Annotated in this window: 17 protein-coding genes and 1 pseudogene; 14 read left to right on the top strand and 4 right to left on the bottom strand. The window is 73.0% G+C overall.

What is annotated here, in order from left to right:
• Positions 1-800 precede the first annotated feature (800 nt).
• Positions 801-1,805 (top strand): metallophosphoesterase family protein, encoded by a 1,005-nt coding sequence (locus CHF16_RS07285; protein ID WP_089325339.1) that lies wholly within the window; start codon positions 801-803, stop codon positions 1,803-1,805.
• A 23-nt stretch (positions 1,806-1,828) separates the two neighbouring features.
• On the opposite strand, the gene CHF16_RS07280 is transcribed toward CHF16_RS07285, so the two are convergent.
• Positions 1,829-2,287: an ArsI/CadI family heavy metal resistance metalloenzyme gene (locus CHF16_RS07280; RefSeq protein ID WP_089325151.1), complete on the bottom strand. Its 459-nt coding sequence runs from the start codon at positions 2,285-2,287 to the stop codon at positions 1,829-1,831.
• Positions 2,288-2,423: 136 nt separating this feature from the next.
• Between CHF16_RS07280 and CHF16_RS07275 the strand changes: the two genes are divergently transcribed.
• From CHF16_RS07275 to CHF16_RS07260, 4 genes are all read left to right on the top strand, one after another.
• Entirely contained in the window at positions 2,424-2,807 is a 384-nt protein-coding gene (locus tag CHF16_RS07275; protein WP_089325150.1) for an ArsR/SmtB family transcription factor, read from the top strand.
• A gap of 119 nt (positions 2,808-2,926) precedes the next feature.
• Positions 2,927-3,277, top strand: coding sequence for an ArsR/SmtB family transcription factor (locus tag CHF16_RS07270; protein WP_089325149.1), 351 nt, complete (start codon positions 2,927-2,929; stop codon positions 3,275-3,277).
• A complete protein-coding gene (locus tag CHF16_RS07265) occupies positions 3,277-3,993 on the top strand; it encodes a methyltransferase domain-containing protein (RefSeq protein ID WP_089325338.1) in 717 nt (238 codons plus the stop codon). Before CHF16_RS07270 ends, CHF16_RS07265 begins: the two co-directional genes overlap by 1 nt.
• Positions 3,994-4,007: 14 nt before the next feature.
• Positions 4,008-4,538, top strand: coding sequence for a GNAT family N-acetyltransferase (locus CHF16_RS07260; RefSeq protein WP_179271427.1), 531 nt, complete (start codon positions 4,008-4,010; stop codon positions 4,536-4,538).
• Positions 4,539-4,625: 87 nt separating this feature from the next.
• On the opposite strand, the gene CHF16_RS07255 is transcribed toward CHF16_RS07260, so the two are convergent.
• On the bottom strand, positions 4,626-7,148 hold the full coding sequence (locus CHF16_RS07255) for a tetratricopeptide repeat protein (protein ID WP_143227901.1): 2,523 nt from the start codon (positions 7,146-7,148) through the stop codon (positions 4,626-4,628).
• A 140-nt stretch (positions 7,149-7,288) separates the two neighbouring features.
• Here CHF16_RS07255 and CHF16_RS07250 point away from each other — a divergent pair, with 140 nt between their 5' ends.
• Positions 7,289-8,350 (top strand): beta propeller repeat protein, encoded by a 1,062-nt coding sequence (locus CHF16_RS07250; RefSeq protein WP_089325147.1) that lies wholly within the window; start codon positions 7,289-7,291, stop codon positions 8,348-8,350.
• 18 nt (positions 8,351-8,368) lie between these two features.
• Here CHF16_RS07250 and CHF16_RS07245 read toward each other — a convergent pair whose 3' ends face one another.
• Positions 8,369-9,601: a L,D-transpeptidase gene (locus CHF16_RS07245; RefSeq protein ID WP_245868273.1), complete on the bottom strand. Its 1,233-nt coding sequence runs from the start codon at positions 9,599-9,601 to the stop codon at positions 8,369-8,371.
• A 348-nt stretch (positions 9,602-9,949) separates the two neighbouring features.
• Between CHF16_RS07245 and CHF16_RS07240 the strand changes: the two genes are divergently transcribed.
• The 8 genes from CHF16_RS07240 to CHF16_RS07205 are packed head-to-tail and all read left to right on the top strand — an operon-like array spanning position 9,950 to position 19,299.
• On the top strand, positions 9,950-11,365 hold the full coding sequence (locus CHF16_RS07240; protein WP_089325146.1) for an exopolysaccharide biosynthesis polyprenyl glycosylphosphotransferase: 1,416 nt from the start codon (positions 9,950-9,952) through the stop codon (positions 11,363-11,365).
• Entirely contained in the window at positions 11,362-12,663 is a 1,302-nt protein-coding gene (locus CHF16_RS07235; protein WP_089325145.1) for an O-antigen ligase family protein, read from the top strand. Before CHF16_RS07240 ends, CHF16_RS07235 begins: the two co-directional genes overlap by 4 nt.
• Entirely contained in the window at positions 12,660-14,336 is a 1,677-nt protein-coding gene (locus CHF16_RS07230; protein WP_089325144.1) for a lipid II flippase MurJ, read from the top strand. Before CHF16_RS07235 ends, CHF16_RS07230 begins: the two co-directional genes overlap by 4 nt.
• Positions 14,254-14,985 (top strand): polysaccharide deacetylase family protein, encoded by a 732-nt coding sequence (locus tag CHF16_RS07225; RefSeq protein ID WP_245868272.1) that lies wholly within the window; start codon positions 14,254-14,256, stop codon positions 14,983-14,985. Before CHF16_RS07230 ends, CHF16_RS07225 begins: the two co-directional genes overlap by 83 nt.
• Positions 14,982-16,115 carry a glycosyltransferase gene (locus CHF16_RS07220; protein ID WP_089325143.1) on the top strand — a complete coding sequence of 378 codons (1,134 nt, stop codon included), beginning with the start codon at positions 14,982-14,984 and terminating at the stop codon, positions 16,113-16,115. The genes CHF16_RS07225 and CHF16_RS07220 overlap by 4 nt, the downstream gene beginning before the upstream one ends.
• A complete protein-coding gene (locus CHF16_RS07215; protein WP_089325142.1) occupies positions 16,099-16,833 on the top strand; it encodes a YveK family protein in 735 nt (244 codons plus the stop codon). The genes CHF16_RS07220 and CHF16_RS07215 overlap by 17 nt, the downstream gene beginning before the upstream one ends.
• On the top strand, positions 16,830-17,975 hold the full coding sequence (locus CHF16_RS07210; protein WP_089325141.1) for a GNAT family N-acetyltransferase: 1,146 nt from the start codon (positions 16,830-16,832) through the stop codon (positions 17,973-17,975). The genes CHF16_RS07215 and CHF16_RS07210 overlap by 4 nt, the downstream gene beginning before the upstream one ends.
• Entirely contained in the window at positions 17,968-19,299 is a 1,332-nt protein-coding gene (locus tag CHF16_RS07205; protein WP_089325140.1) for a glycosyltransferase, read from the top strand. The genes CHF16_RS07210 and CHF16_RS07205 overlap by 8 nt, the downstream gene beginning before the upstream one ends.
• Before the next feature lie 308 nt (positions 19,300-19,607).
• Here the strand turns inward: CHF16_RS07205 and CHF16_RS42145 are convergent.
• Positions 19,608-19,763: pseudogene (locus CHF16_RS42145) on the bottom strand (glycosyl hydrolase family 26); the annotation flags it as partial.
• Positions 19,764-20,202: the final 439 nt, after the last annotated feature.

The following is a 20,202-nucleotide window of genomic DNA, read 5'->3' as shown; positions in this document are numbered from 1 at the left end:
CTCTCACCGGCATAGGGGGGCGAGGCCGGGGCCGGTGAGCGCTTCGGGGGGGCAGGTGTGGGGACGCTGCTGAAGCGAGCGAAGTAGGTCGCCTGGGGCGAGCTTGGGGAATCCTCGCGGTCGGCAGACGGCGTTCCGTCGCTGCTGGCGAAGGTCGCATGAAGTTGTTCGGCTGATTCGCCCGGCGTCCTGATAAATCAGACGCCATGCGAAAGCATCCAGTGTCACATCGTCTCTGGCGCCGAACTCTCGCAGTAACCTCGAGATCTCTCCGGCGGGTAGTCGGTCTGCGGTCTCCTGGAACAGGGCTCTAGGTTCGAGTCGCAGGTGCTCGGCGACGAAGAAGTGCAGTGCCCAGGCGACCATCAGCTCCCGCGGGTCATCCTCTCCGCGGCAGGCGTCTAACGCGGATGCCAGCAGCCCATCACGCAGACGCTCCTCTGATGCCCATCTCATCGCCAAAGTCGCCGCTCTGATTCCGAATCGGGCCAGAGCGAGTCCGTTGGATGCGTCCAAGCTTTCGATGAGGCGGCTGTCGATATGCTCGGGTAGTTGATTCAAAATGGCTTTGGCGGCAGCATCGCCATCATCGGGTATGCGTCTTAAGTTAGGTTGCATGCTCACATGGTGCCGCATCAGGGCGGTGTTGACGACTGGGCAGCGAAGTGGGGCTGGACGGCCCTTGCCGACGTGGGCGCTGAGAACTGGTCTGGACGGGCCTGCCTGGGCCGCTGATCGTCCCAGGAGTGCTTTGGATAATCCTTTGCACGCCGAACCGGTGGCTGCCTAGGCTCGCGCGGATGCGGCGCACCATTGTCATCGGCGACATTCATGGCTGCTTCGACGAGCTGGTCGAGTTGCTCGACGAAGTCGACCTCCACCCGGACGACCTGCTGGTCAGCGTTGGGGATCTGGTCGACCGGGGTCCGGCGCCCGGTGAGGTGGTCAGGCTCTTTCGTGAGCGCCCGAACTCGGTTGTGGTCATGGGGAACCATGAGCGCAAGCACGTGCGCGGGATCTTCTCGTACGCGCAGGAGATCACGCGCTTGCAACTGGGCGACCGCTACGCCGAGACGGTCGAGTGGATGCGGACGCTGCCGTACTACTTCGAGAACGAGCATGTCCGCGTCGTCCACGCCGCGATGCTGCCCGGGGTCCCGCTGGCGGAGCAGAAAGAAGAGATTCTCTGCGGCTCCACCAGCGGTGAGCGAGAGCTCGCCGGGATGTTCCCCGACAGTCACTGGCACGACCACTACACCGATGCCAAGCCGGTCGCGTTCGGCCATCATGTGACCGGTCGCGAGCCGATGATCCGCGACGGCAGGATCTTCGGCCTGGACACCGGTGCCTGCCATGGCTGGAACCTGACCGCGCTATGCCTGCCGGGTTTCACCGTGCACTCGGTGGAGGCGCACGCGGATCATTGGTCGATCGTCAAGCGCCAATGGCAGTTGCCCGTCCTGAAGACCAAGCCCTGGCGTGACTTCACCTGGTCGGAGCTGGCTGAAACGATCGCGAGGTTCTCCTCGTCGTCTGACGCCTCCACGCGCGGTTGGTTGGAGCAGGTCGAAGCTTGGGGAGTGGAGCTGCAGTCGGCCTTTCCCGTCCTGGTTGCCACGGCGCATCGCATTGCTGACGAGCGCACCACTGACGAATTGCGGCGGCATCCCGCCGCACGATTCCTGTTCCAAGCTCGTGACGGCCGGCTCGACCAAGCCGCTCTGGCCAGGCAGTGCTCGACACCCCGCAAGACGATCGACCTGGCTACCGCGCTTGGCTTGGATATGCGCGAACTGCCCGACTGACGCGGCTCTCGATGGGTGGTTGGTCAGGTGCAGGCGCATCCGGACGCGGCCTGCGAGGACGTGCCGCAGCAGGCGTCGCCGTCCGTTGTGGCGGTGGCGCTCTTGCCCAGGGTGTCTGCGTCGGCCTTGACCGTGTAGACCTCCCACGGCTCGCCACCAGGGCCCTGCACCCAGACCTTGTCCTGCAGCGCGTAGCAGCAGGAGGTGTCGTTCTCCTCCAGGGTCACGAGTCCGGCGTCCGAAAGGCGCTTGGTCGCGTCGGCGACGAGGCCGGAGTCCTCCACCTCGACGCCGAGGTGGTCCATGCGGGTCGGCTCGCCGTCCCCGCCCTCGATCAGGACGAGCTTGAGCGGCGGCTCGGTGATGGCGAAGTTGGCGTAGCCGGGCCGGAGCTTGGCCGGTTCGGTGCCGAACAGCTTGGAGTAGAAGGCGATCGATCCTTCGAGGTCGGACACGCGCAGAGCGAGCTGGACGCGGGACATGGTTCCTCCTCGTGTCGTGGGCGGTGACGGCCGGTCGCCGTCGGTCGGTGCCCTTGCGAAGGTTGCTTAGATGCTTGTCTAAGTAGCCCGTGGCTCGAGTTTGCATCTCTGCATAGATGGATGTCAAATTAGAGGTATGTCTAAGCAGTCGTTGCCGGTCTTGAACGTTGTCGACGCTGAGGGGGCATGCTGCGCGCCCCTGGTCTGCGAGCCGTTGAGCGAGGACGAGGCGGGCGAACTGGCGCCGCTGTTCAAGGCGCTCGCCGATCCCGTCCGGCTGCGGCTGCTGTCGTTGATCGCCTGCCATGAGGGCGGGGAGGCGTGCGTGTGCGACCTGACCGCCGCGTTCGACCTCACGGCGCCCACGATCAGTCATCACCTGAAGGTGCTCAGGCAGGCCGGATTGATCGGCTCGGAGCGACGCGGGACGTGGGTCTACTACTGGCTCAACCCCGGCGTCCTGGAGCGGCTGTCGGCGATCCTGGGGCCTCGCGTCGCTGCGACCGCCGGGCGCCCGTGATGACCTCTGGAGCGCCCGGGGTGCGGGTCGTGTGCTTCCGCCGCGCTGGACGTTCCTAGATGGCCGCCGCGCTCGCTGGTCTTCCGCATGGGTCATTCATCGTCTATCGTCGATGAACGATGAATGAAGCGAAAGGGCCGCTCGATCGGCGGACGGCCACGGAGTACGCGTCCTGGTTCAAGGCGCTCGCCGATCCGACGCGCGTCCAGATCGTGTCCCTGCTCGCCCGGCAGGGACGGCCGATGAACGTCGGTGAGATCGTCGACGCCGTCCATGTCGGGCAGTCGACGGTGTCCGCGCACCTCAAAGTGCTCGCCGAGGTCCGGTTCGTCCTGGTGGAGCAGCACGGCACCTCCCGCTTCTACCGGATCAACGGCGCGTGCGTGGAGTGCTTCCCGACCGCCGCCGATCTGGTCATGGGACGCCCCGCACCGGCCGCGCCGACCTGCCCGCCCGAAGGAGACGAGTGATGACCGACTCCGGCACCACCGACCAGATCGTCGCCCGCTATTCCGCCCTCGCTCGAGCCGCGCTTGCCGGCGACATCCCGCGCGACGGCGGTGATTCCTGCTTCGGTGCCGCCGCCTACCGGGCCGAGGGCCAGGTGCTCGAGGACGCTCTGCGCGCGAGCCTCGGCTGCGGCAACCCGCTCGCCGTCGCCGAGCTGCGCCCCGGCGAAACCGTGCTCGACCTCGGCTCCGGCGGCGGCCTGGACGTGCTGCTGTCGGCCCGTCGCGTCGGCCCGTCCGGTATCGCCTACGGGCTGGACGCCAGCGACGACATGCTCACCCTCGCCCGCGCCAACGCCGTACGGGCGGGGGCCGACAATGCCCGGTTCCTGCGCGGCCGCATCGACGACATCCCGCTCCCCGCCGCGAGCGTGGACGTGGTCATCTCCAACTGCGTCATCAACCTCGCCGCCGACAAGGCCCGCGTTCTTGCCGAAGCCTTCCGCGTCCTTCGCCCAGGCGGGCGCTTCGGTGTCAGCGACATCATCGCCGACCCCGGCGAACAGGGGGCCGCCACACAGCAGCACGTCGGTTGTGCAGCTTCTGCCCTCACCGTCGAGGAGTACCGCCGCGAGCTGCACGTTGCCGGGTTCACCGACATCACCATCACCCCTACCGGAGACTCCGGTGACGGGTTGCACGCCGCCATCGTCCAGGCTGCCAAGGCCACCAGTTAGCCGGGAACAACGTCATGTCGCGCCACCAGCATCACTCCGCAGGCATCGCCATCCGCTCGATGGAGGGCCAGGACGCCGACCAGGTGCTCACCATCTATCAGCAGGGCCTGGACACCGGTAACGCCAGCTTCGAGACCACCGCCCCGACCTGGGACGAGTTCGACGCAGCCAAGCTCGACGGCCACCGGTTCGTGGCGACGGATCCCACCGCAGAGCCGAGTGCCAACCTGCTCGGCTGGATCGCGGCCACCCGGGTTTCCGAGCGGTGCTGCTACGCCGGGGTAGTCGAGCACAGCATTTACATCAGCCCCCACGCGCGCGGCCTGGGCATCGGTGCTGCCCTGCTGACCGCCTTCATCGCCTCCACCGAGGCTGACGACATCTGGACCGTCCAGACAGGCATCTTCCCCGAGAACACGCCGAGTCTTCGCCTGCACGCCAAAGCAGGGTTCCGCACGGTGGGCATCCGCCAACGACTCGGCCGCCTCCACGGCCGGTGGCGGGACGTCGTCCTGCTGGAACGCCGCAGCCCCATCGTCCTGTAAGTCAACGCGCTCGCCCGACTCTGTCCATGGGACGGCCTCCCGGGCCCCTCTCCGTCTTGGAGGGGGCCCCGGGCGCCGCGGCCAGGCTCAGCTCTGGCCAGACTGCTTGCGGACGGTCTCCGCCTCTTCCCGTACCTTCGCCGCCTCCGCGTGGCGGTCCAGCCGTTCCAGGGTGTTGGCGAGGTTGCCCAGGGATTGGGCGAGGCCGCGCCCGTAGGTTTCCGGGTCGGCTGCGGCCAGTTCCCGGCGGATGGCGACGGCCTCCTCCTCCATGGACAGCTCTTCGGTGAAGCGGTTGAGCTTCCACAACGTGAGGCCGAGGTTGTGCAGGGATTGGGCGAGGTCGGGTCGGTAGCGTTTCGGGTCGGCTTCCGCCAGCCGCCGGCGGATCGCGAGCGCCTCCTGCTCCACGGCGAGCTCTTCGGTGAAGCGGTTGAGCTTCCACAGCGTGATGCCCAGCTCGTGCAGCGAGACGGCGAGGTCGGGTCGGTAGCGCTTCGGGTCGCCTTCGGCCAGTTGCCGGTAGATGGCGACCGCTTCCTGCTTCATGGGCGCCGCCTCGGCGTCGCGGTCCAGTTTCGACAGGCTGAAGCCGAGGTTGTGCAGTGCCAGGGCGAGGTTGCCGCGGTAGCGGTCGGGGTCGGCCTCGGCCAGCCGCCGGTAGATGGCGACCGCCTCCTGCCGCAAGGGCGCCGCCTCGTCATGGCGGTCCAGCCTTCTCAGGGTGGTGCCGAGTTCGTGCAGGGAGAGGGCGAGGTTGGCGCGGTAGCGGTCGGGGTCGGCCAGCACCAGCTCCCGGTACACGGCGACCGCTTCCCGCTTCATGGGTGCCGCTTCGGTGTGGCGGCCCAGTTCCGCCAGGGTGAAGCCGAGGTTGTGCAGTGCCAGGGCGAGGTTGGAACGGTAGCGGTCGGGGTTGGTTTCGGCCAGCTTCCGGTATGTGGCGACCCCCTCTTGTCTCGCCACCGCCGCCTCTGCGAAGCGCTCCAGCCGCTTGTAGGTGTTGCCGAGGTTGCTCAGGGAGCGGGCGAAAGTGGCGCGGTAGACGTCCGGGTCGGCTTCGGCCAGCTGCCGCCGGATGGCGACCGCCTCCTCTTCCACGGGGACCTCTTCGGCGAAGCGGTTGAGCTTCCACAGGGTGAGGCCGAGGTTGTGCAGGGATTGGGCGAGGTCGGGGCGGTAGCGTTCCGGGTTCGCCTCGGCCAGCAGCCGGCGCGTGGCGACCGCTTCCTGTTCGACGGGGAGCTCTTCGGCGAAGCGGTTGAGCTTCCACAGCGTCAGGCCCAGCTCGTGCAGGGAGATGGCGAAGTCGGGGCGGTAGCGTTCCGGGTCGGCCTCGGCGAGTTGCCGGTAGATGGCGACCGCTTCCTGCTTCAAGGGGGCCGCCTCGGCATCGCGGTCCAGTTCCGCCAGGGTGAAGCCGAGGTTGTGCAGTGCCAGGGCGAGGTTGCCGCGGTAGCGGCCGGGGTCGGCCTCGGCCAGCCACCGGTAGAGGACGACCGTCTCCTGCCTCACCGGTTCCGCATCGGCATGGCGGTCGAGCTTCTTCAGAGCCCTGCCGAGGTTGTGCAGTGCCTGGGCGAGGTCGGGGCGGTAGCGTTCCGGGTCGGTTCTGGCCAGTTCCCGGTACTTGACGACCGCCTCGTACTCGGGCAGACCCTTGCCGGGGTTGGCCGGCTGGGCCCGGCCCTTCTCTGGCGGGCTTGGAAGGGCGGTCAGGCTGTCGGTGTAGCGGAGGGTGCTGCCCTTGACCGCTATCGGCGGGTCGACGTGCGCTGCGGCCTGGTGGCCGGGAGAGGCCACGGAGCTGAGCAGTTCGCGGATCCGCGCGACGGACAGCCGGGATGCGGGGTCCTTGCGCAGCAGGCCGTCCAGGACCTGCGCGAGCGGCCCGCCGCATTGGGCGGGGGTGGGTTCCTGGGTGGCGATGGCGACGAACAGCGCCCCGTGCGTGGGGGCGTTGAACGGCGGGTGGCCTTCCACCGCCGCGTACAGGGTGGCGGCGAGCGACCAGAGGTCCGAGGAAGGAGTGATGTCCTGGGCGGTGATCTGCTCGGGCGACATGAAGGCGGGCGTGCCCAGCACCGAGCCCGTCCGGGTGAGGGTGGCGTCGCCCTCCAGCGCGGCGATGCCGAAGTCGGTGAGGACGATCCGGTCGCCTTCCAGCAGCACGTTGGCCGGCTTCACGTCGCGGTGGACGATCCGCTGCGCGTGCGCGGCCGACAGCGCCTCCAGCACCGCCAGCCCGATCGCGGCGACGCGCTGCTGGGGCAGGACGACTTGCTGGTCCAGCACGTGCGCCAGGGACTGTCCCTCGATCAGCTCCATCACGATCCACGGGCGGCCGTCCTCGCCCATGACCCGGTCGTAGACCGTGACGATTCCGGGATGCCTCAGCCGGGCGGCGGCTCGCGCCTCCCGTCCCATCCGCGCGTACCAGACGCGTCGTTCCTGCTCGGTGACGTATTCGGGAACCCGCAGTTCCTTGATGGCCACCTCGCGTTCCAAGTCGGTGTCATAGGCACGCCACACCGCGCCCATCCCGCCTTGACCGATCAGCCCCAGTCTTCTGTACCGGCCCGCCAGTACACCCTCTCTGTCCCAACCCACGATCGGAACATACAGCCAAGGAACAGGTCACGAGAATGAATGGGTAATCGACGGCCCGTCGCGAGAGGGCCGCTCCCACCCCTCGCAGACCTGTCCAGTGAACACTGGCATCTTTCTGTACCAGGCCGGATGATGGCGGTATGAGATCACTTCGCGCCCGGCTCGCCGCCGCGGTGGTCGCGGTCGTCGCTCTGGCTCCCGTGTCCGCCGTCCGAGCCGAGACCGCGCCCGCCGTGCTGAAGGACGTCCCGCTGCCGTTCCTGTGGCCCAGGGCAGGCGTGTACAGCGTCGCAGCCGTCTCCGACACCGAGGCGTGGGTCGCCGGACGCCAGGGGCAGGTCGGCGACAGCGTCGGCAACCCGGTGGTGCGCCGCCGCGTGGGCTCGCAGTGGAAGGAGTATCCGCTCAACGGCTGGTCCGGCAACGGCACCGTTTACGAGGTCGTCGCGTACGGCGGGGAAGTGTGGGCCTGGGGCGTCCAAGGCGGAGAAAAGGTCTACCTGGCGCGGTTCGACGGCAGTGCCTTCCAGCCTGTCGCCCTGCCGGACGACGTCGTTTACGCATACGACACCCACCTGTGGGCCGGCCCGGCAGGGGTGTGGCTCCAGATCGACGTGCGCGGCCCTAGCGAGGACCGACTCCTCAGCGCGCTATACCACCGCGTCGGCGACGCATGGCAGCTCGACCCCGTGACCGGCTCGTTCCCGGACGGGCTGGCTGACTTCCAAGCTCTCAGTGCCAGCGAGGCATGGGCCGGTGGCTGTCGCTACAACACCGACACCCAGCACAAGGAATCGGTGGCCGCGCGCTGGAACGGCACTGCCTGGACGCCGCTGCCCGCACTCCCCACAGAGCACTGCGTCACCAGCGTCGCACCCGCCGCCGACGGGACGGTCTGGGCGCTCACCTGGGACACCCTCTACCACTGGAACGGCCGGACGTGGACCGCGGCCCCCGCAGGCGCCTTCGACGGCTACGGCGAGAAGGTGCGCCTTGACGGGAACGGCGATCCGCTGGTCGTCCTCAGCCTCGCGTTCCTGTACGGACCCGCGCCGCTGCTCCGCTACTCGGGCGGGGCCTGGCAGACGTTCACCGCGCCGTTCGAGGCTTGGGCGCACGACGTCTCCGTCGCACCGAGCGGGCGGATCTGGGTCACGGGGACCACGCGCATCAACTCGCCCCTGGTCCTCGCATCCCCCTGACGGCCGCGCGAGTAGGGGTCAGGCCTTGGCGGTGGTCAGCGACTTCTTGAGCGCGCTGCCCTCGGTCCACTTGGTGAAGGGCATCTGCCAGTAGCCCCAGCCGTTCGTCCACTGGAGGCTGCGCTTGGTACCGGTGATCTTGACGATGTCGCCGCGGTAGGACCAGTGGAAGAACCACTGGGCGTCGGCGGCGGGCGACCGGACGCAGCCGTGGCTGCAGTTGCGCTTACCGAGGCAGGTCGGGTCGTCCATGTTCTGGTGGATGTACTCGCCGCTGTTGGAGATGCGGGTCGCCCACGGGACCTTCTCGTCGTACCACCCCGGGTCGCCCTTCTTCTTGCCCGGCGGGCGCATCCGCTCCAGGCGGACGTGGTCCATGGTGAGGTGGATGCCGCTGGTGGTGAGCAGGTGGTCGACGCCGTCGCGCTGGACGTCGCCACCGGCGCCGAGGCTGACGCCCCAGTTGCGGACGGTGCGGCCGTTCTTCTTGACGGTCAGGCGGTGCGTCTTGGCGCTGATGCTGATGACGTGGGAGTCGCCGACCTTGAAGGTGCGGGTGACGTCCTTGTCGCCGAACACGTTGTCGCCGATCCGCAGGCCGGCGTAGTGGACCTTGACGGTGACGCGCTGGTGCGGCTTCCACGGGTGCTTCGGGCGGAACACCATCGAGGGGAGGCCGTTGAAGGACTCGCCCGCGCTGAGCCAGCGCCAGGCGCCCTCGGTGGGGGTCGTCGAGGAGATCTCGGTGGCGCGCTCGATGGCGGGCTTGGCCTTCTCCGGGACGGCCTTGTTGAACTGGACGAAGACCGGCATGCCGGTGCCGACGGTCTCGTTCTCGCTGGGCACGACGTTGTTGACACGGGTGAGGGCGGTGGCGCGGCTGGTGCGGAAGGCGCTGGTCGCGGTGGTGGTCTTGCCCTTGGCGGACGTCGCGGTCGCCGACACCTGGTAGCGGCCGCCGGGCTGGAGCGTCCAGGTGGAGCGCCAGGTCGTCTTGTCGGGGGAGAACGCGCCGGGGACGTCGGCGCCCTTCAGCTTGACCGAGACCGTGCCGAGCGTGCCGCCGGCGGCCTTCACCGTGACGCCCCGGTCGGGGCGCGCCTTGCCGCTGCCGTCCGCCGGGCTGATCGTCACCTGCGGCGTACCGTCGTCGCCGCCCTTCGCGGTCGTGCCGCCGGCCTGCCCACCGCCGCCTCCGCACGCGGTCGCCAGCCCCAGGACCAGCACCATCACCAGAGCCTTACCTCGCACCGTGCTCCTTCATCCAGTCCGCCCGCGCGCCGCGGGACGGCAACAAGATCGCTTACGGAACGGCCCTTATTCCCGTCCCGCCGGGGGGCGTGACGGCCAGGTGGCGGCGTCCGATCAGTTAGGACGTCCATGGTCCCCCGAAGGTTCGCGTCCGGGGGCCGATTCGGCGGATCTTTCGGGTCCGCTGACGCTCGGGGCACTCCGTCGATCTTCTCTTCAAGACTGTGGTGCGGCCGGTTAAAAGCGGCGATCCGCGCTCTGACCAGTTGCGATGCTGAGCGTGGCCGCCCGTGACGGCCTCCGCAAAGTCACCTCCCGGTGAGTTCTTGTCTGGTGAAGGGACGTGCGATGAGAGCCCAGGGGTTGAGCCCGTCGATCGACACGGGCGCCGGTCCCGCGGATCTCGCGCCGGTGGAGGCCGTCGCCCTGCCGCCGGGGCGCGGGTCGCGGGCACTGCCCGCGCTGGGGCCCGCGTGCGTCGCCGTGGTGGACGGGTGGGCGATGGCCGTCGGCGTCTCCATGTCCCGGAGCGGCCTCGCGTCGGCGTTCGCGGCACCGGCGGTCGCCGCGCTGGCCGTCGTCGCGGCGAACGCCTCCGGCGGGCTGTACCGGACGCGCCGCAGCCCCTCGCTGCTGGCCGACGCCCCGCCGCTGCTCGCCCGGATCCTCGCCGTCGGCGCCGTCGCGGCGGTGCTGCTGCCGCATCCGGCCAGGGCGCTGCTGTGGGCGGTGGCGGTGGCGGCGACGATGTCGCTCGGCTTCCGCGCGTTCGTGAACGCCGCCGTCCGGACGTACCGGTGCCGCCGGGCCCGGCCGCGGCGGGCGCTCGTCGTCGGGACGGGCGCGACGGCCGCGCACGTGGTCGACATCCTGCGCGAGCGCGGCGAGCTCGGGCTGGCGGCGGTCGGGCAGGTGGCGGCGGGACGGCCCGCGGCGGCGCCGGTGCTCGGGGAGACCGCCGACCTGCCGGCGCTCGTCGCCGAGCACGGCGTCGGGACGCTGGTCGTCGTCGCCGAGGACGTCCACCCCGAGCATCTCGGCGCGGTGCTGCGCGTCTCGGTCGGGCTGCCGTGCGAGACCCTGCTCGTCCGGCCCCCGTCGGACGTGCTGCCGGTGGCGGCGGCGCGGTGCGAGTACCTCGCCGGGCTGCCGTGCGCGCGGGTCGACTGGCGGCTCCGCGACCCGGCGGCGCGGCGCGCGAAGCGGGTCCTGGACGCCGTGCTCGGGTCGGTGCTGCTGGTCGTCGCGCTGCCGGTGCTCGCCGCGTGCGCGGTCGCCGTGCGGCTCGAAGGCGGTCCGGGGGTGCTGTTCCGGCAGCGGCGGGTCGGGCTCGGCGGCGCGGAGTTCGTGCTGCTGAAGTTCCGGACGCTGAAGCCGGTCGACGAGACCGAGTCCGACACCCGCTGGACGGTCAAGAACGACGCGCGGATGGGCCGGGTCGGCCGGTTCCTGCGCGACACGTCGCTGGACGAGCTCCCGCAGCTGTGGAACGTGGTCCGCGGCGACATGAGCCTCGTCGGGCCCCGTCCGGAACGGCCCCATTTCGTGGAGCAGTTCGCGCGCACCTGCCCCGGCTACGCGCTGCGGCACCGCGTCCCGGTGGGGATGACGGGCTGGGCGCAGGTGCACGGGTTCCGCGGCGACACGTCCATCGAGCTGCGGGCGCGGCTCGACAACCACTACATCGACCACTGGTCGTTCGGCGGCGACCTGAAGATCCTGCTGCTGACCGCGCGCGCGATGCTCTGCCGGGACGCCGGATGACCGTTCTCGCCGCCCCCGTCCCGGCGATCCGGCTGCCGCGCCGGCCGAGCTGGCTGGTCGCCGCGACCGTGGCGTGCACCGGGCTCCCGCCGGGCGCGCGGGCGTTCGGGCCCGGCGTCCAGGTCACCGCCGGGGACATGGCCAGCGCCGCGCTCGTGCTGGTCGCGGTCTTCCAGGTGGCCACCGGCCGGGTCGCGCTGCCGCGCGCGGCGTTCGCCGCGTTCGGGCCGCTGGTGGCGGCGCTCGGGGTCAGCACCGTCCACTCCGCCGACATCGGGACGAGCGCGGTCGGCTTCGTCCGCGACCTGCAGATCTTCGTGCTGGTGCCGCTGGCGGTCGTGCTGCTCGTCCGGGACCGCCGCGACCTCGCGATCGTCCTGTCCGCGCTGCTCGGGCTCGGGCTGGGGGAGGCCGGGTACGGGATCTGGCAGTCGCTCACCGGCAACGGCGCGTCGCTGGACGGCCGGAACATCCGGGCCGTCGGCACGTTCGGCGCCCTCGACGTGATGGCGATGTCGATCGTCGCCGGGTTCGCGTTCCTCATCCTGACCGCGTTCGCGGTGACCGCGCCCGGCCGCGCCCCGGCGCGGGTGCGCGGCCTCGCCGTCCCGGCCGCGCTGGCCGGCCTCGGTGTGCTGGCGGCCGCGCTCGCGCTCGCGCTGAGCCGCGGCACGTGGCTCGCGCTCGGTGCCGCCGCCGTCCTCACCCTGGTGCTCTTCGACCGGTGGACGGCGGTCAAGGTGCTGGTCTGCTGCGGCGCGCTGCTGGTGGTGCTCGCGGCGGTGGGAGGCGGCGGCGGGGCCGTCGTCGAGCGGTCCAAGTCGATGGCCGCGTCGATCACCCAGCCCGACCGTTCCGTGGACGACCGCTACAACCTGTGGGCCGCCGCCGTCCGGATCTGGGAGGACCACCCCGTCACCGGCGTCGGCGTGAAGAACTTCGCGGCCTACCGCGACACCTACGCCGGCATCGAGCTGTCGTCCGGCAGCGAGACCGCCGACCCGGTCAACGGCTACATGCGGCAGCCGCTGCTGTCGCCGCACGACCAGTACCTGCTGGTGCTGTCCGAGCAGGGCGCGCTGGGCCTCGCCGGGTTCGGCGCGCTGCTCGCCGCACTCGTCGCCGGGCTGTGGAGGCGCCGCGACGTCCGCGACCCGTGCTGGCTCGCGGCCACCGCACTGCTGGCGTTCCTCCTGGTCAACTTCCTGTACGCGGACATGGGCGGGCCGACGTGCGCGCTCACCGCCGTCGTGCTCGGCGCGGTCGCCGTGCGCTCCTTCGGGACGGTGCGGGAATGACCGCGCCGGGCGAGCGCGCGGTCTCCGTCGGGCGCGCCGCCGCGCTGTCGGGGGTGCTGATCGCCGCGGGCACCGCGCTCGGGTTCGCCCGCGACCTGGTGATGGCGCACATGTTCGGCGCGAGCGGCAGCACCGACGCGTTCCTCGTCGCGTGGACGATCCCGGAGACGGTGTCGCCGCTGCTCATCGAGGACGCGATGGCGCTGCTCATCGTCCCGGTCGTCACCCGGCTGCTGGCGCGCGGCGACGGGGTGCGCCCGCTCGTCGGCTCGGCGCTGCCGCGCATGGTGCTCGGCCTGGCGGTGGTCACGGTGACGCTCGCGGTCGCGGCCCCGGTCGTGGTGGACGTCCTGGCGCCCGGCCTGGCCGAGGACGGCGCCGCCGTGATGTGCGTGCGGCTGACGGCCGTCACCGTCGTGACGTTCGGCGTCGCGGGCTTCATGAGCGCCACACTGCGCGCCCACCACCGCTTCGGCCCGCCCGCCGCGATCTACGCGGCCTACAACGTCGGCATCCTCGCGCTGATCGCGGGCCTGTCCGGAGTCGCCGGGATCACCAGCGCGGCCGTCGGCGTCGCCTGCGGCAGCCTGCTGATGGTCGCGGTCCAGGCGCCGGCCTTCGCCCGGTGCCTCCGCGAGGGCCCCGCCGTCCCGGCCGGTCCGAGGGGCGGGAACGCCGACTGGCGGATCGGGGCCGCCGCCCTCGCGCCGGTCGTCGTCTACACGGTGACGCGGCAGGCGCAGGTGTTCGTCGAGCGGTTCCTCGGGTCGGAGCTGTCCGCCGGGTCGATCTCGCAGCTGAACTACGCGCAGAAGGTCGCGCAAGTGCCGATGGTGCTGTCGCTGCTGATCGTCACGGTGACGTTCCCGAGGCTGGCGCGGGCCTCGGCGGACGGCGACACCCGGCGGGTCGCCCTCCGCATCCGGCAGGACCTCGTGGTGGCGAGCGCGATGGTGCTGGCGGCGACCGCGTACCTGGTGGCGTTCGCGCCCGTCATCATCCGGGTGCTGTTCGAGCACGGCGAGTTCACCGCCGCGGACACCGCCGGCACCGCGTCGATCATGCGGGTGTACGCGCTCGGCCTGTGGGGGCAGTCGGCGGTCGGCCTCGCGGCCCGCGCGTTCTTCGCGCAGCGGCGGCCGACCTGGCGGCCCGCCCGGGTGCTCGCGCTCGGCCTCGCCGTGACCGCCGCCGCCGGGAGCGCGTTCGCGGCGTCCGCCGGGACGCTCGCGCTCGCCGCCGCCAACGCCGCCGGGATCACGCTCGCCGCCGTCCTGCTGCTCGGCGGGCTGCGCCGCGACGTCGCGCCGCTCGCGCCGCGCCGGATCGCCGCCGACGTGTCCCGGCTGGCGCTCGCCGCCGCCGGGGCCTGCGCGGCGGGCGCGCTCGCCGCCCGCGGCCTCGCCGGGGCGCCGGCGCTCGTCCAGCTCGCCGCCGGCGGTGCCGCCGTCACCGCCGCCTTCGCGGCCCTGACCGTCCTGGCGGGGCCCGACCTCGTTGCTCCATGGATCGCTTTGCGGTCGCGCCGCGGCGCGCGCGGCCGGACCGAATCGGGGGAGACCAGTGAGCCAGCCGACCGAACCCGCGAGAGTGACCGGACCGGACCGCCCGCCGGAGGTGATCCGGCCGGTCCCGCTGGTGCTGATGTACCACTCGGTCGACCATTTCGATGAGGACCCGCACCTGGTCACGGTGTCGCCGGCCCGGTTCGAGCGGCAGCTCGCCTGGCTGCGGGCCCGCGGCCTGCGCGGCGTCGCGATGGCCGAGCTGCTGGACGCGCACGCCGCCGGGCGGGCCCGCGGCCTCGTCGGGCTGACCTTCGACGACGGCTACGCCGACTTCGCGACCCGGGCCGTCCCGGCGCTGCTGCGGTACGGGTTCGGCGCGACCGTGTACGTCGTGTCGGGCCGGATCGGCACCTACAACGCGTGGGACGACGGCCCCCGCAAGCCGCTGATGACCGCCGACCAGATCCGGACCGTCGCGGGCGCCGGGATGGAGGTCGCCTCGCACGGCCGCCACCACGTCTCCCTCCCCGGGACCGACGACACCGAGCTGCGCGAGGAGCTGGAGGAGAGCCGCGCCGCCCTGGAGGAGATCATCGAGGCGCCGGTCACCGGGTTCGCCTACCCCTACGGGCACGCCACCGCCCGCGAGGTCGAGGCGGTGCGCGCCGCCGGGTACGACCACGCCTGCGACATCCGGCCGGAGGAGCCGTCGCGGCACGCGCTGCCCCGCACCTACATCGGCGACCGGGACGGGCCGCTGCGGCTGCGCGCCAAGCTCGTCCGGCACGAGCTGCGCCGCCGGAGCCACGTGTGACCCGCGTCCTGCACGTCATCACCGGGCTGGAGTACGGCGGCGCGGAACGCCAGCTCGCGCTGCTGCTGCGGCACCTGCCGGTCGAGTGCGAGGTCGCGACGCTCACCCGCACCGGGACGCTCGGCGCGGAGATGCGCCGCAGCGGCGTGCCCGTCCACGCGATCGGGATGCGCGGCAACCGGGACCTCGCGGCGCTGCCCCGGCTCGTGCGGCTGATCCGGCGCGGCGGCTACGACGTCGTCCACACGCACCTGTACCGGGCGTGCGTCTACGGCCGGATCGCGGCGCGCATCGCCGGGACGCCCCGCGTCATCGCCACCGAGCACTCGCTCGGCGACGGCCACATCGAGGGGCGGGCGACGACGCGCGGCATCCGGGCCCTGTACCGGGCGACCGAGCGGCTCGGGTCGCTGACCGTCGCGGTGTCGCCGACCGTCGCCGAGCGGCTGCGCGGCTGGGGCGTGCCGCCCGGCCGCACCACCGTCATCCCGAACGGCCTCGACGCCGCCGCGTTCGCGTTCGACGCCGCCCGCCGCGCCGCGACCCGCCGCCGCCTCGGCATCCTCCCCGCCGAACCGGTCGTCGGCGCGGTCGGGCGGCTCGTCCCGACCAAGCGGTTCGACCTGCTGATCGACGCGGTCGCCCGGCTCGACGGCGTCCGGCTGCTGCTCGTCGGCGCCGGGCCCGAGCGGGCCGCGCTGGAGCGGCGCGCCCGCGACCTGCGCGTCCCGGTCGTCTTCACCGGCGGGACGTCGGACGTGCCCGGCGCCCTCGCCGCGATGGACGTGCTCGCCGCGCCGTCCGCCCAGGAGGCGTTCGGGCTCGGCGTCCTGGAGGCCCTCGCCGCCGGGCTGCCCGTCCGCTACACCGCCTGCCCCGCCCTCGACGACCTCCCGCCCGGCTCCGCGCCCGGCGCGCTCCGCGTGCCCGCCGTCGCCCGCGCCGGGACCTGGAGCGCGGAACTGCGCCGCGCCCTGCACGCGCCCGCGGACCGGACGCGCGTGCCGCCCGCCGTCGCCCGCTACGCCATCGCCGAGCAGGCCGCCGCGATCGCCCGGCTGTACCTGCCCGAGCCGGCCGCCCGCGGGACCGTTCCGATACGAGAAAGGGCTCATGATGCCGCCACGTGACGCCAGGAAGCGGCCTGCCGGACGCAAGGAGAAGCGAACCGGGCGGAGCGGCCCGGTCGACGCCGCCGCCCGGCGGATGCGCGGGCCGCTCGGCGCCTTCCTGCGCCGGTTCGGCCTGCCGCTCGCGTTCGTGCTCGCCGGGTTCCTCGGCGGGCTCGGCTACGCGCTGCTCGCGCCGACCACCTACACCGCGACGGCGTTCGTCCTCGTCGTCAACGCCCGCGACGGGGAGTCCGGCCCGGCGGCGGTCAGCTTCGCGCAGGCGTACGGCCGGCTCGCGCCGCTGCCGGAGACCCTCGACTACTCCACGCTCCCGCTGCCGCCGCACGCGCCCGGCGGCACCCGCGAGCACATCCAGGCGTCCACGTCGCCGGACACGCCGCTGATCCGGCTCGCCGGCAGCGCCCGCACCGCGGCCGACGCGGCCGCGTTCGCCAACGCCGCCGCCGACGCGCTCGTCCGCTACGGGACGTCGCACCGCGCCGACACCGGCGTCCGCGTCGCGCTGATGACGCTCGCCGAGCCGCCGGCGGCGCCGTCGTCGCCGAACCTGCCGCTGGGCGTCGCCGCCGGGACCGCGACCGGGGTGCTGCTCGCCGGGCTCAGCGCCGCCGTCATGAGCGGGCGGCGCGGCAGCCGGGCCGCCGCGGCGCCACCGCCGCCGCCCGCGGCCGTGCCCGCCCCGGCCGCCGCGGACCGGGTGGAGGTGACCTCATGACCGCGATCGCACCCGTCCGGTCCGCCACCTCGGTCGAATGGTCCGCGGAGGTGCACCGGGACGAGCAGTCCCTCATCACGCTCGCCGACGAGCTGCGCGACCTGTACGACCGCAGCCCCGCCGCGACGCCGTTCCAGACCTACGAGTGGCTGAAGTCCTGGTGGGGCTGGTACGGGACGCGGGGGCGGCTGCGGCTCGTCACCGTCCGGTGGCGGGGCCGGCTCGTCGCGGCGGCGCCGCTGATGGCGGGCACCCGGTACGGGTTCCCGGTGCTGGTGCCGCTCGCCGCCGGGCAGAGCGACTTCACCGACTTCCTGCTCGACCCCGTCTACGGCGACGGCGCCGTCCGGCACCTCACCCGGGCGCTGCTGGACGAGCGGGGCTGGTGCGCGATCGACCTGCGCGAGGTCCGCCCCGGGTCGGCGGCGCACGCGGTCGCCGCGCGGTGGCCGCGCCGGACGTGGCGGGCCCCGGCGTCGGTGTGCCTCGAACTCCCGGCCGCCGGCATGGACGACGTCCTCGCCCGGCTGCCGGGCCGCACCGCCGGGAAGATGCGCGCGAAGCTCCGCAAGATCGACGTGCGCGGCATCACGGCCGAGAGCGTCCCGGCCGAGCAGGCGGCCGAGGCCGTCCACGCCCTGCTGGACCTGCACGCCCTCCAGTGGCGGGGCCGCCCGATCAACCCCGAGCACACCCGGGAGCGCTTCCGCCGGCACCTGGCCGAGGCCGCCACCGGGATGGTCCGGGACGGGCGCGCCGCCGTGCTCCGCTACCTGTGGGACGGCCGCCTCGTCGCCGGCGACCTCGTCCTCATCGGGCACCGGTACGTCGGCGCCTACCTGTACGGCGCGAGCCCCGAGCTGCGGGACCGCGTGGACGTGTCGCTGATGATGCTCCGCGAGGACCTCGCCCTCGCCCGGGACCGGCACCGCCAGGGCGTCAACCTGCTGCGCGGCGACGAGCCGTACAAGCTGAAATGGCGGCCCACACCGGTGCGCAACGAGCAGCTCATCCTGGCGCGGACGCCCTCGGCCGCCGCCTTCGCCGGGGCCGTCCGGGCCCGCGCGCGCCTGGCGGAACGGCTGAAGAGCAGGCGGCAGGGGAGCGGCCACAACGGAAGCGGGCGGGGGTCCGGTGACTGAGTCGGTTTCGCCGCGCGTCCTGCACGTCAGCCAGCCCAACGCCGGCGGCGTCGCCGTCTACGTCGGGCAGGCGGCGTGCGACCAGCGCAGGCGCGGATGGGACGTCGCGGTGGCGTGCCCGGCGGGCGGGGACCTGCCCGAGCGCTGCATGGCGGCCGGCGTGCCCTGGCTGAACTGGGACGCCGGGCGCAACCCCGGCCCCGGGGCGCTGCGGGAGGCGCTGCGGCTGCGCGGGATCGTCCGGACGTTCGCGCCCGACGTCATCCACCTGCACTCGGCGAAGGCGGGCCTGGCCGGCCGGCTGCTGCGCCGGCCGGCCGGCACGCCGACGATGTTCCAGCCGCACGGCTGGTCGTGGCTCGCCGCGACCGGGCGGCAGGCCGCCGCCAGCCGCCGCTGGGAGCGGTTCGCCGCCCGCTGGAGCGACGCGCTCGTCTGCGTCGGCGCGGGCGAGCTCGCCCACGGCGTGGACGCGGGCGTGCAGGGCCCGTACCGGCTCGTCCGCAACGGCGTCGACCTGCGCCGGTTCACCCCCGCCGACGACACCGCGCGGCTCGCCGCGCGCATCCGGCTGGGCCTGCCGAGCGGCGCGCCGCTCGCCGTCTGCGTCGGCCGGGTGACCCGGCAGAAGGGGCAGGACGTCCTCGTCGAGGCGTGGCCCGCCGTCGTCGAGCGGTGCCCGGCCGCGCTGCTCGCCATCGTCGGGGCGGGCGGCGACCCGGCGCGGGCGCGGCGGGAGGCGGTGCCCGGCGTCCGGTTCGTCCCGGCGGTGGACGACCCGCGCGACTGGCTGGCCGCGGCGAACGTCGTCGCCCTGCCGTCGCGGTGGGAGGGGCTGCCGCTGATCGCGCTGGAGGCTCTTGCCATGGGACGCCCGGTCGTCGGGAGCGACATCCCGGGCATCACGGAGATCGTCCGGCCGGGGCTCGGCGCGCTGGTGCCCGCCGACGACCCCGGCGCGCTCGCCGCGCAGCTCGCGGTCCGGCTCCAGTGCCCGGAGCTCGCCGAGCGGGAGGGGCGCGCCGGGGCCGAGGCGTCGGCCGGCTACGACGTCGCCGGGACGCTGGCCTCGCTCGCCGCCGTCACCCGCGAGGTGGCGGCGGGCCGCGGCCGCGCCCCCGAGGACGCCCCGGGAACGGCCCGCGAGGGCGTGCCCGGCGACAGGCGCGCGGTGGCGGGCGGGCTCGGCCGCACCGGCCTCGCCGGGACCGAGGTCGCGGGTTTCGCCGCGCCGCTGGGCCCCGCCGGCCCGGCAGGCGGGGTGAACGGCGCGTTCGACGGCGACGGGGGAGGCGCGGTCACCCCGCCGAACAGCTCCCGGTAGGCGGCCGACGAGCGGGGGTTGCCGCCGCACGACCACACCCCGTGCGGGCAGTAGTCCGTGATCGACTGGTACACGACATCGTGCGACATGATCCAGTCGTACATTCCCCGCACGTACTCGGGGTTGTCGGAATTGCGGAACAAGCCCCATTCGGGGAACGACAGCGGCTTGCCGTGCGCGGCGGCGAATTCGGCCTGCGCGCGCAGCCCGTAGGGTTCGTCCACGAAATGGGCGAACGGCTTTCCGGCGGGCTGGTCGTAGCTGTCGGACCCGATGATGTCGACGGCGTCGTCCCCCGGATAGCAGTCGGTCCACGCGATCGCGTCCCGGCCCCGCGTCGGCGCGAAGTCGAACCGGAAACGCTGGCCCGGCAGGGCGCGCATGGCCGCGACGATCCGCCGCCAGTACGCCTTCCACGCGCGGGGGTCGGGCGCGCACCGGCCGCCGTAGGACTCCCCGTTCATCTCCCAGCCGAGGACGATGACGGTGTCCTCGGCGCCGAGCGCGACCAGCCGCCGGGCCAGCACGCGGTAGTGGCCGTCGAACGCGCCGGCCGCGCCGCCGCGCAGCAGCGAGCGCAGCACCGGAGGCGTCAGCAGGCCCTCGTTCGGCGCCATCATCGGCACGTTCAGCACCAGCGTCCGCCGCGGATCGGCCGCCTTCCAGCGCGCCCACGGCGCGAGCAGGCCCCACGGGCCCTCGATCCCGCTCCAGTCGTCGCCCGGCAGGTAGGTGCGCCCGACGGTCACCGTCGAGCCGAGCCACCGCTGGAACCGGCCCACCCGCGCCACCCCCTCCGGCCCGGAGCCGAGGAACGCCCCGAGCGGCACATAGGGCGGTGCCTTGCGCAGCGACTGCGACCGCGACAGGGGCACCGCGGTGGCGGTCGCCAGCAGGACGATG

Origin of the sequence: Actinomadura meyerae, assembly GCF_900188445.1 — a bacterium.
In the GTDB taxonomy this organism is placed as follows: Bacteria; Actinomycetota; Actinomycetes; order Streptosporangiales; family Streptosporangiaceae; genus Spirillospora; species Spirillospora meyerae.
Note: the sequence above shows the minus strand (reverse complement) of the source record. Positions and strands in the feature narration are given on the sequence as shown.

Excerpts from the sequence above, each read along its gene's own strand:
- CHF16_RS07270 (WP_089325149.1), top strand. The coding sequence starts at position 2,927 with ATGAATGAAGCGAAAGGGCCGCTCGATCGGCGGACGGCCACGGAGTAC.
- CHF16_RS07265 (WP_089325338.1), top strand. The coding sequence starts at position 3,277 with ATGACCGACTCCGGCACCACCGACCAGATCGTCGCCCGCTATTCCGCC.
- CHF16_RS07260 (WP_179271427.1), top strand. The coding sequence starts at position 4,008 with ATGTCGCGCCACCAGCATCACTCCGCAGGCATCGCCATCCGCTCGATG.
- CHF16_RS07250 (WP_089325147.1), top strand. The coding sequence starts at position 7,289 with ATGAGATCACTTCGCGCCCGGCTCGCCGCCGCGGTGGTCGCGGTCGTC.
- CHF16_RS07230 (WP_089325144.1), top strand. The coding sequence starts at position 12,660 with ATGACCGCGCCGGGCGAGCGCGCGGTCTCCGTCGGGCGCGCCGCCGCG.
- CHF16_RS07275 (WP_089325150.1), top strand. The coding sequence starts at position 2,424 with ATGTCTAAGCAGTCGTTGCCGGTCTTGAACGTTGTCGACGCTGAGGGG.
- CHF16_RS07285 (WP_089325339.1), top strand. The coding sequence starts at position 801 with ATGCGGCGCACCATTGTCATCGGCGACATTCATGGCTGCTTCGACGAG.
- CHF16_RS07235 (WP_089325145.1), top strand. The coding sequence starts at position 11,362 with ATGACCGTTCTCGCCGCCCCCGTCCCGGCGATCCGGCTGCCGCGCCGG.
- CHF16_RS07280 (WP_089325151.1), bottom strand. The coding sequence starts at position 2,287 with ATGTCCCGCGTCCAGCTCGCTCTGCGCGTGTCCGACCTCGAAGGATCG.
- CHF16_RS07215 (WP_089325142.1), top strand. The coding sequence starts at position 16,099 with ATGATGCCGCCACGTGACGCCAGGAAGCGGCCTGCCGGACGCAAGGAG.
- CHF16_RS07210 (WP_089325141.1), top strand. The coding sequence starts at position 16,830 with ATGACCGCGATCGCACCCGTCCGGTCCGCCACCTCGGTCGAATGGTCC.
- CHF16_RS07240 (WP_089325146.1), top strand. The coding sequence starts at position 9,950 with ATGAGAGCCCAGGGGTTGAGCCCGTCGATCGACACGGGCGCCGGTCCC.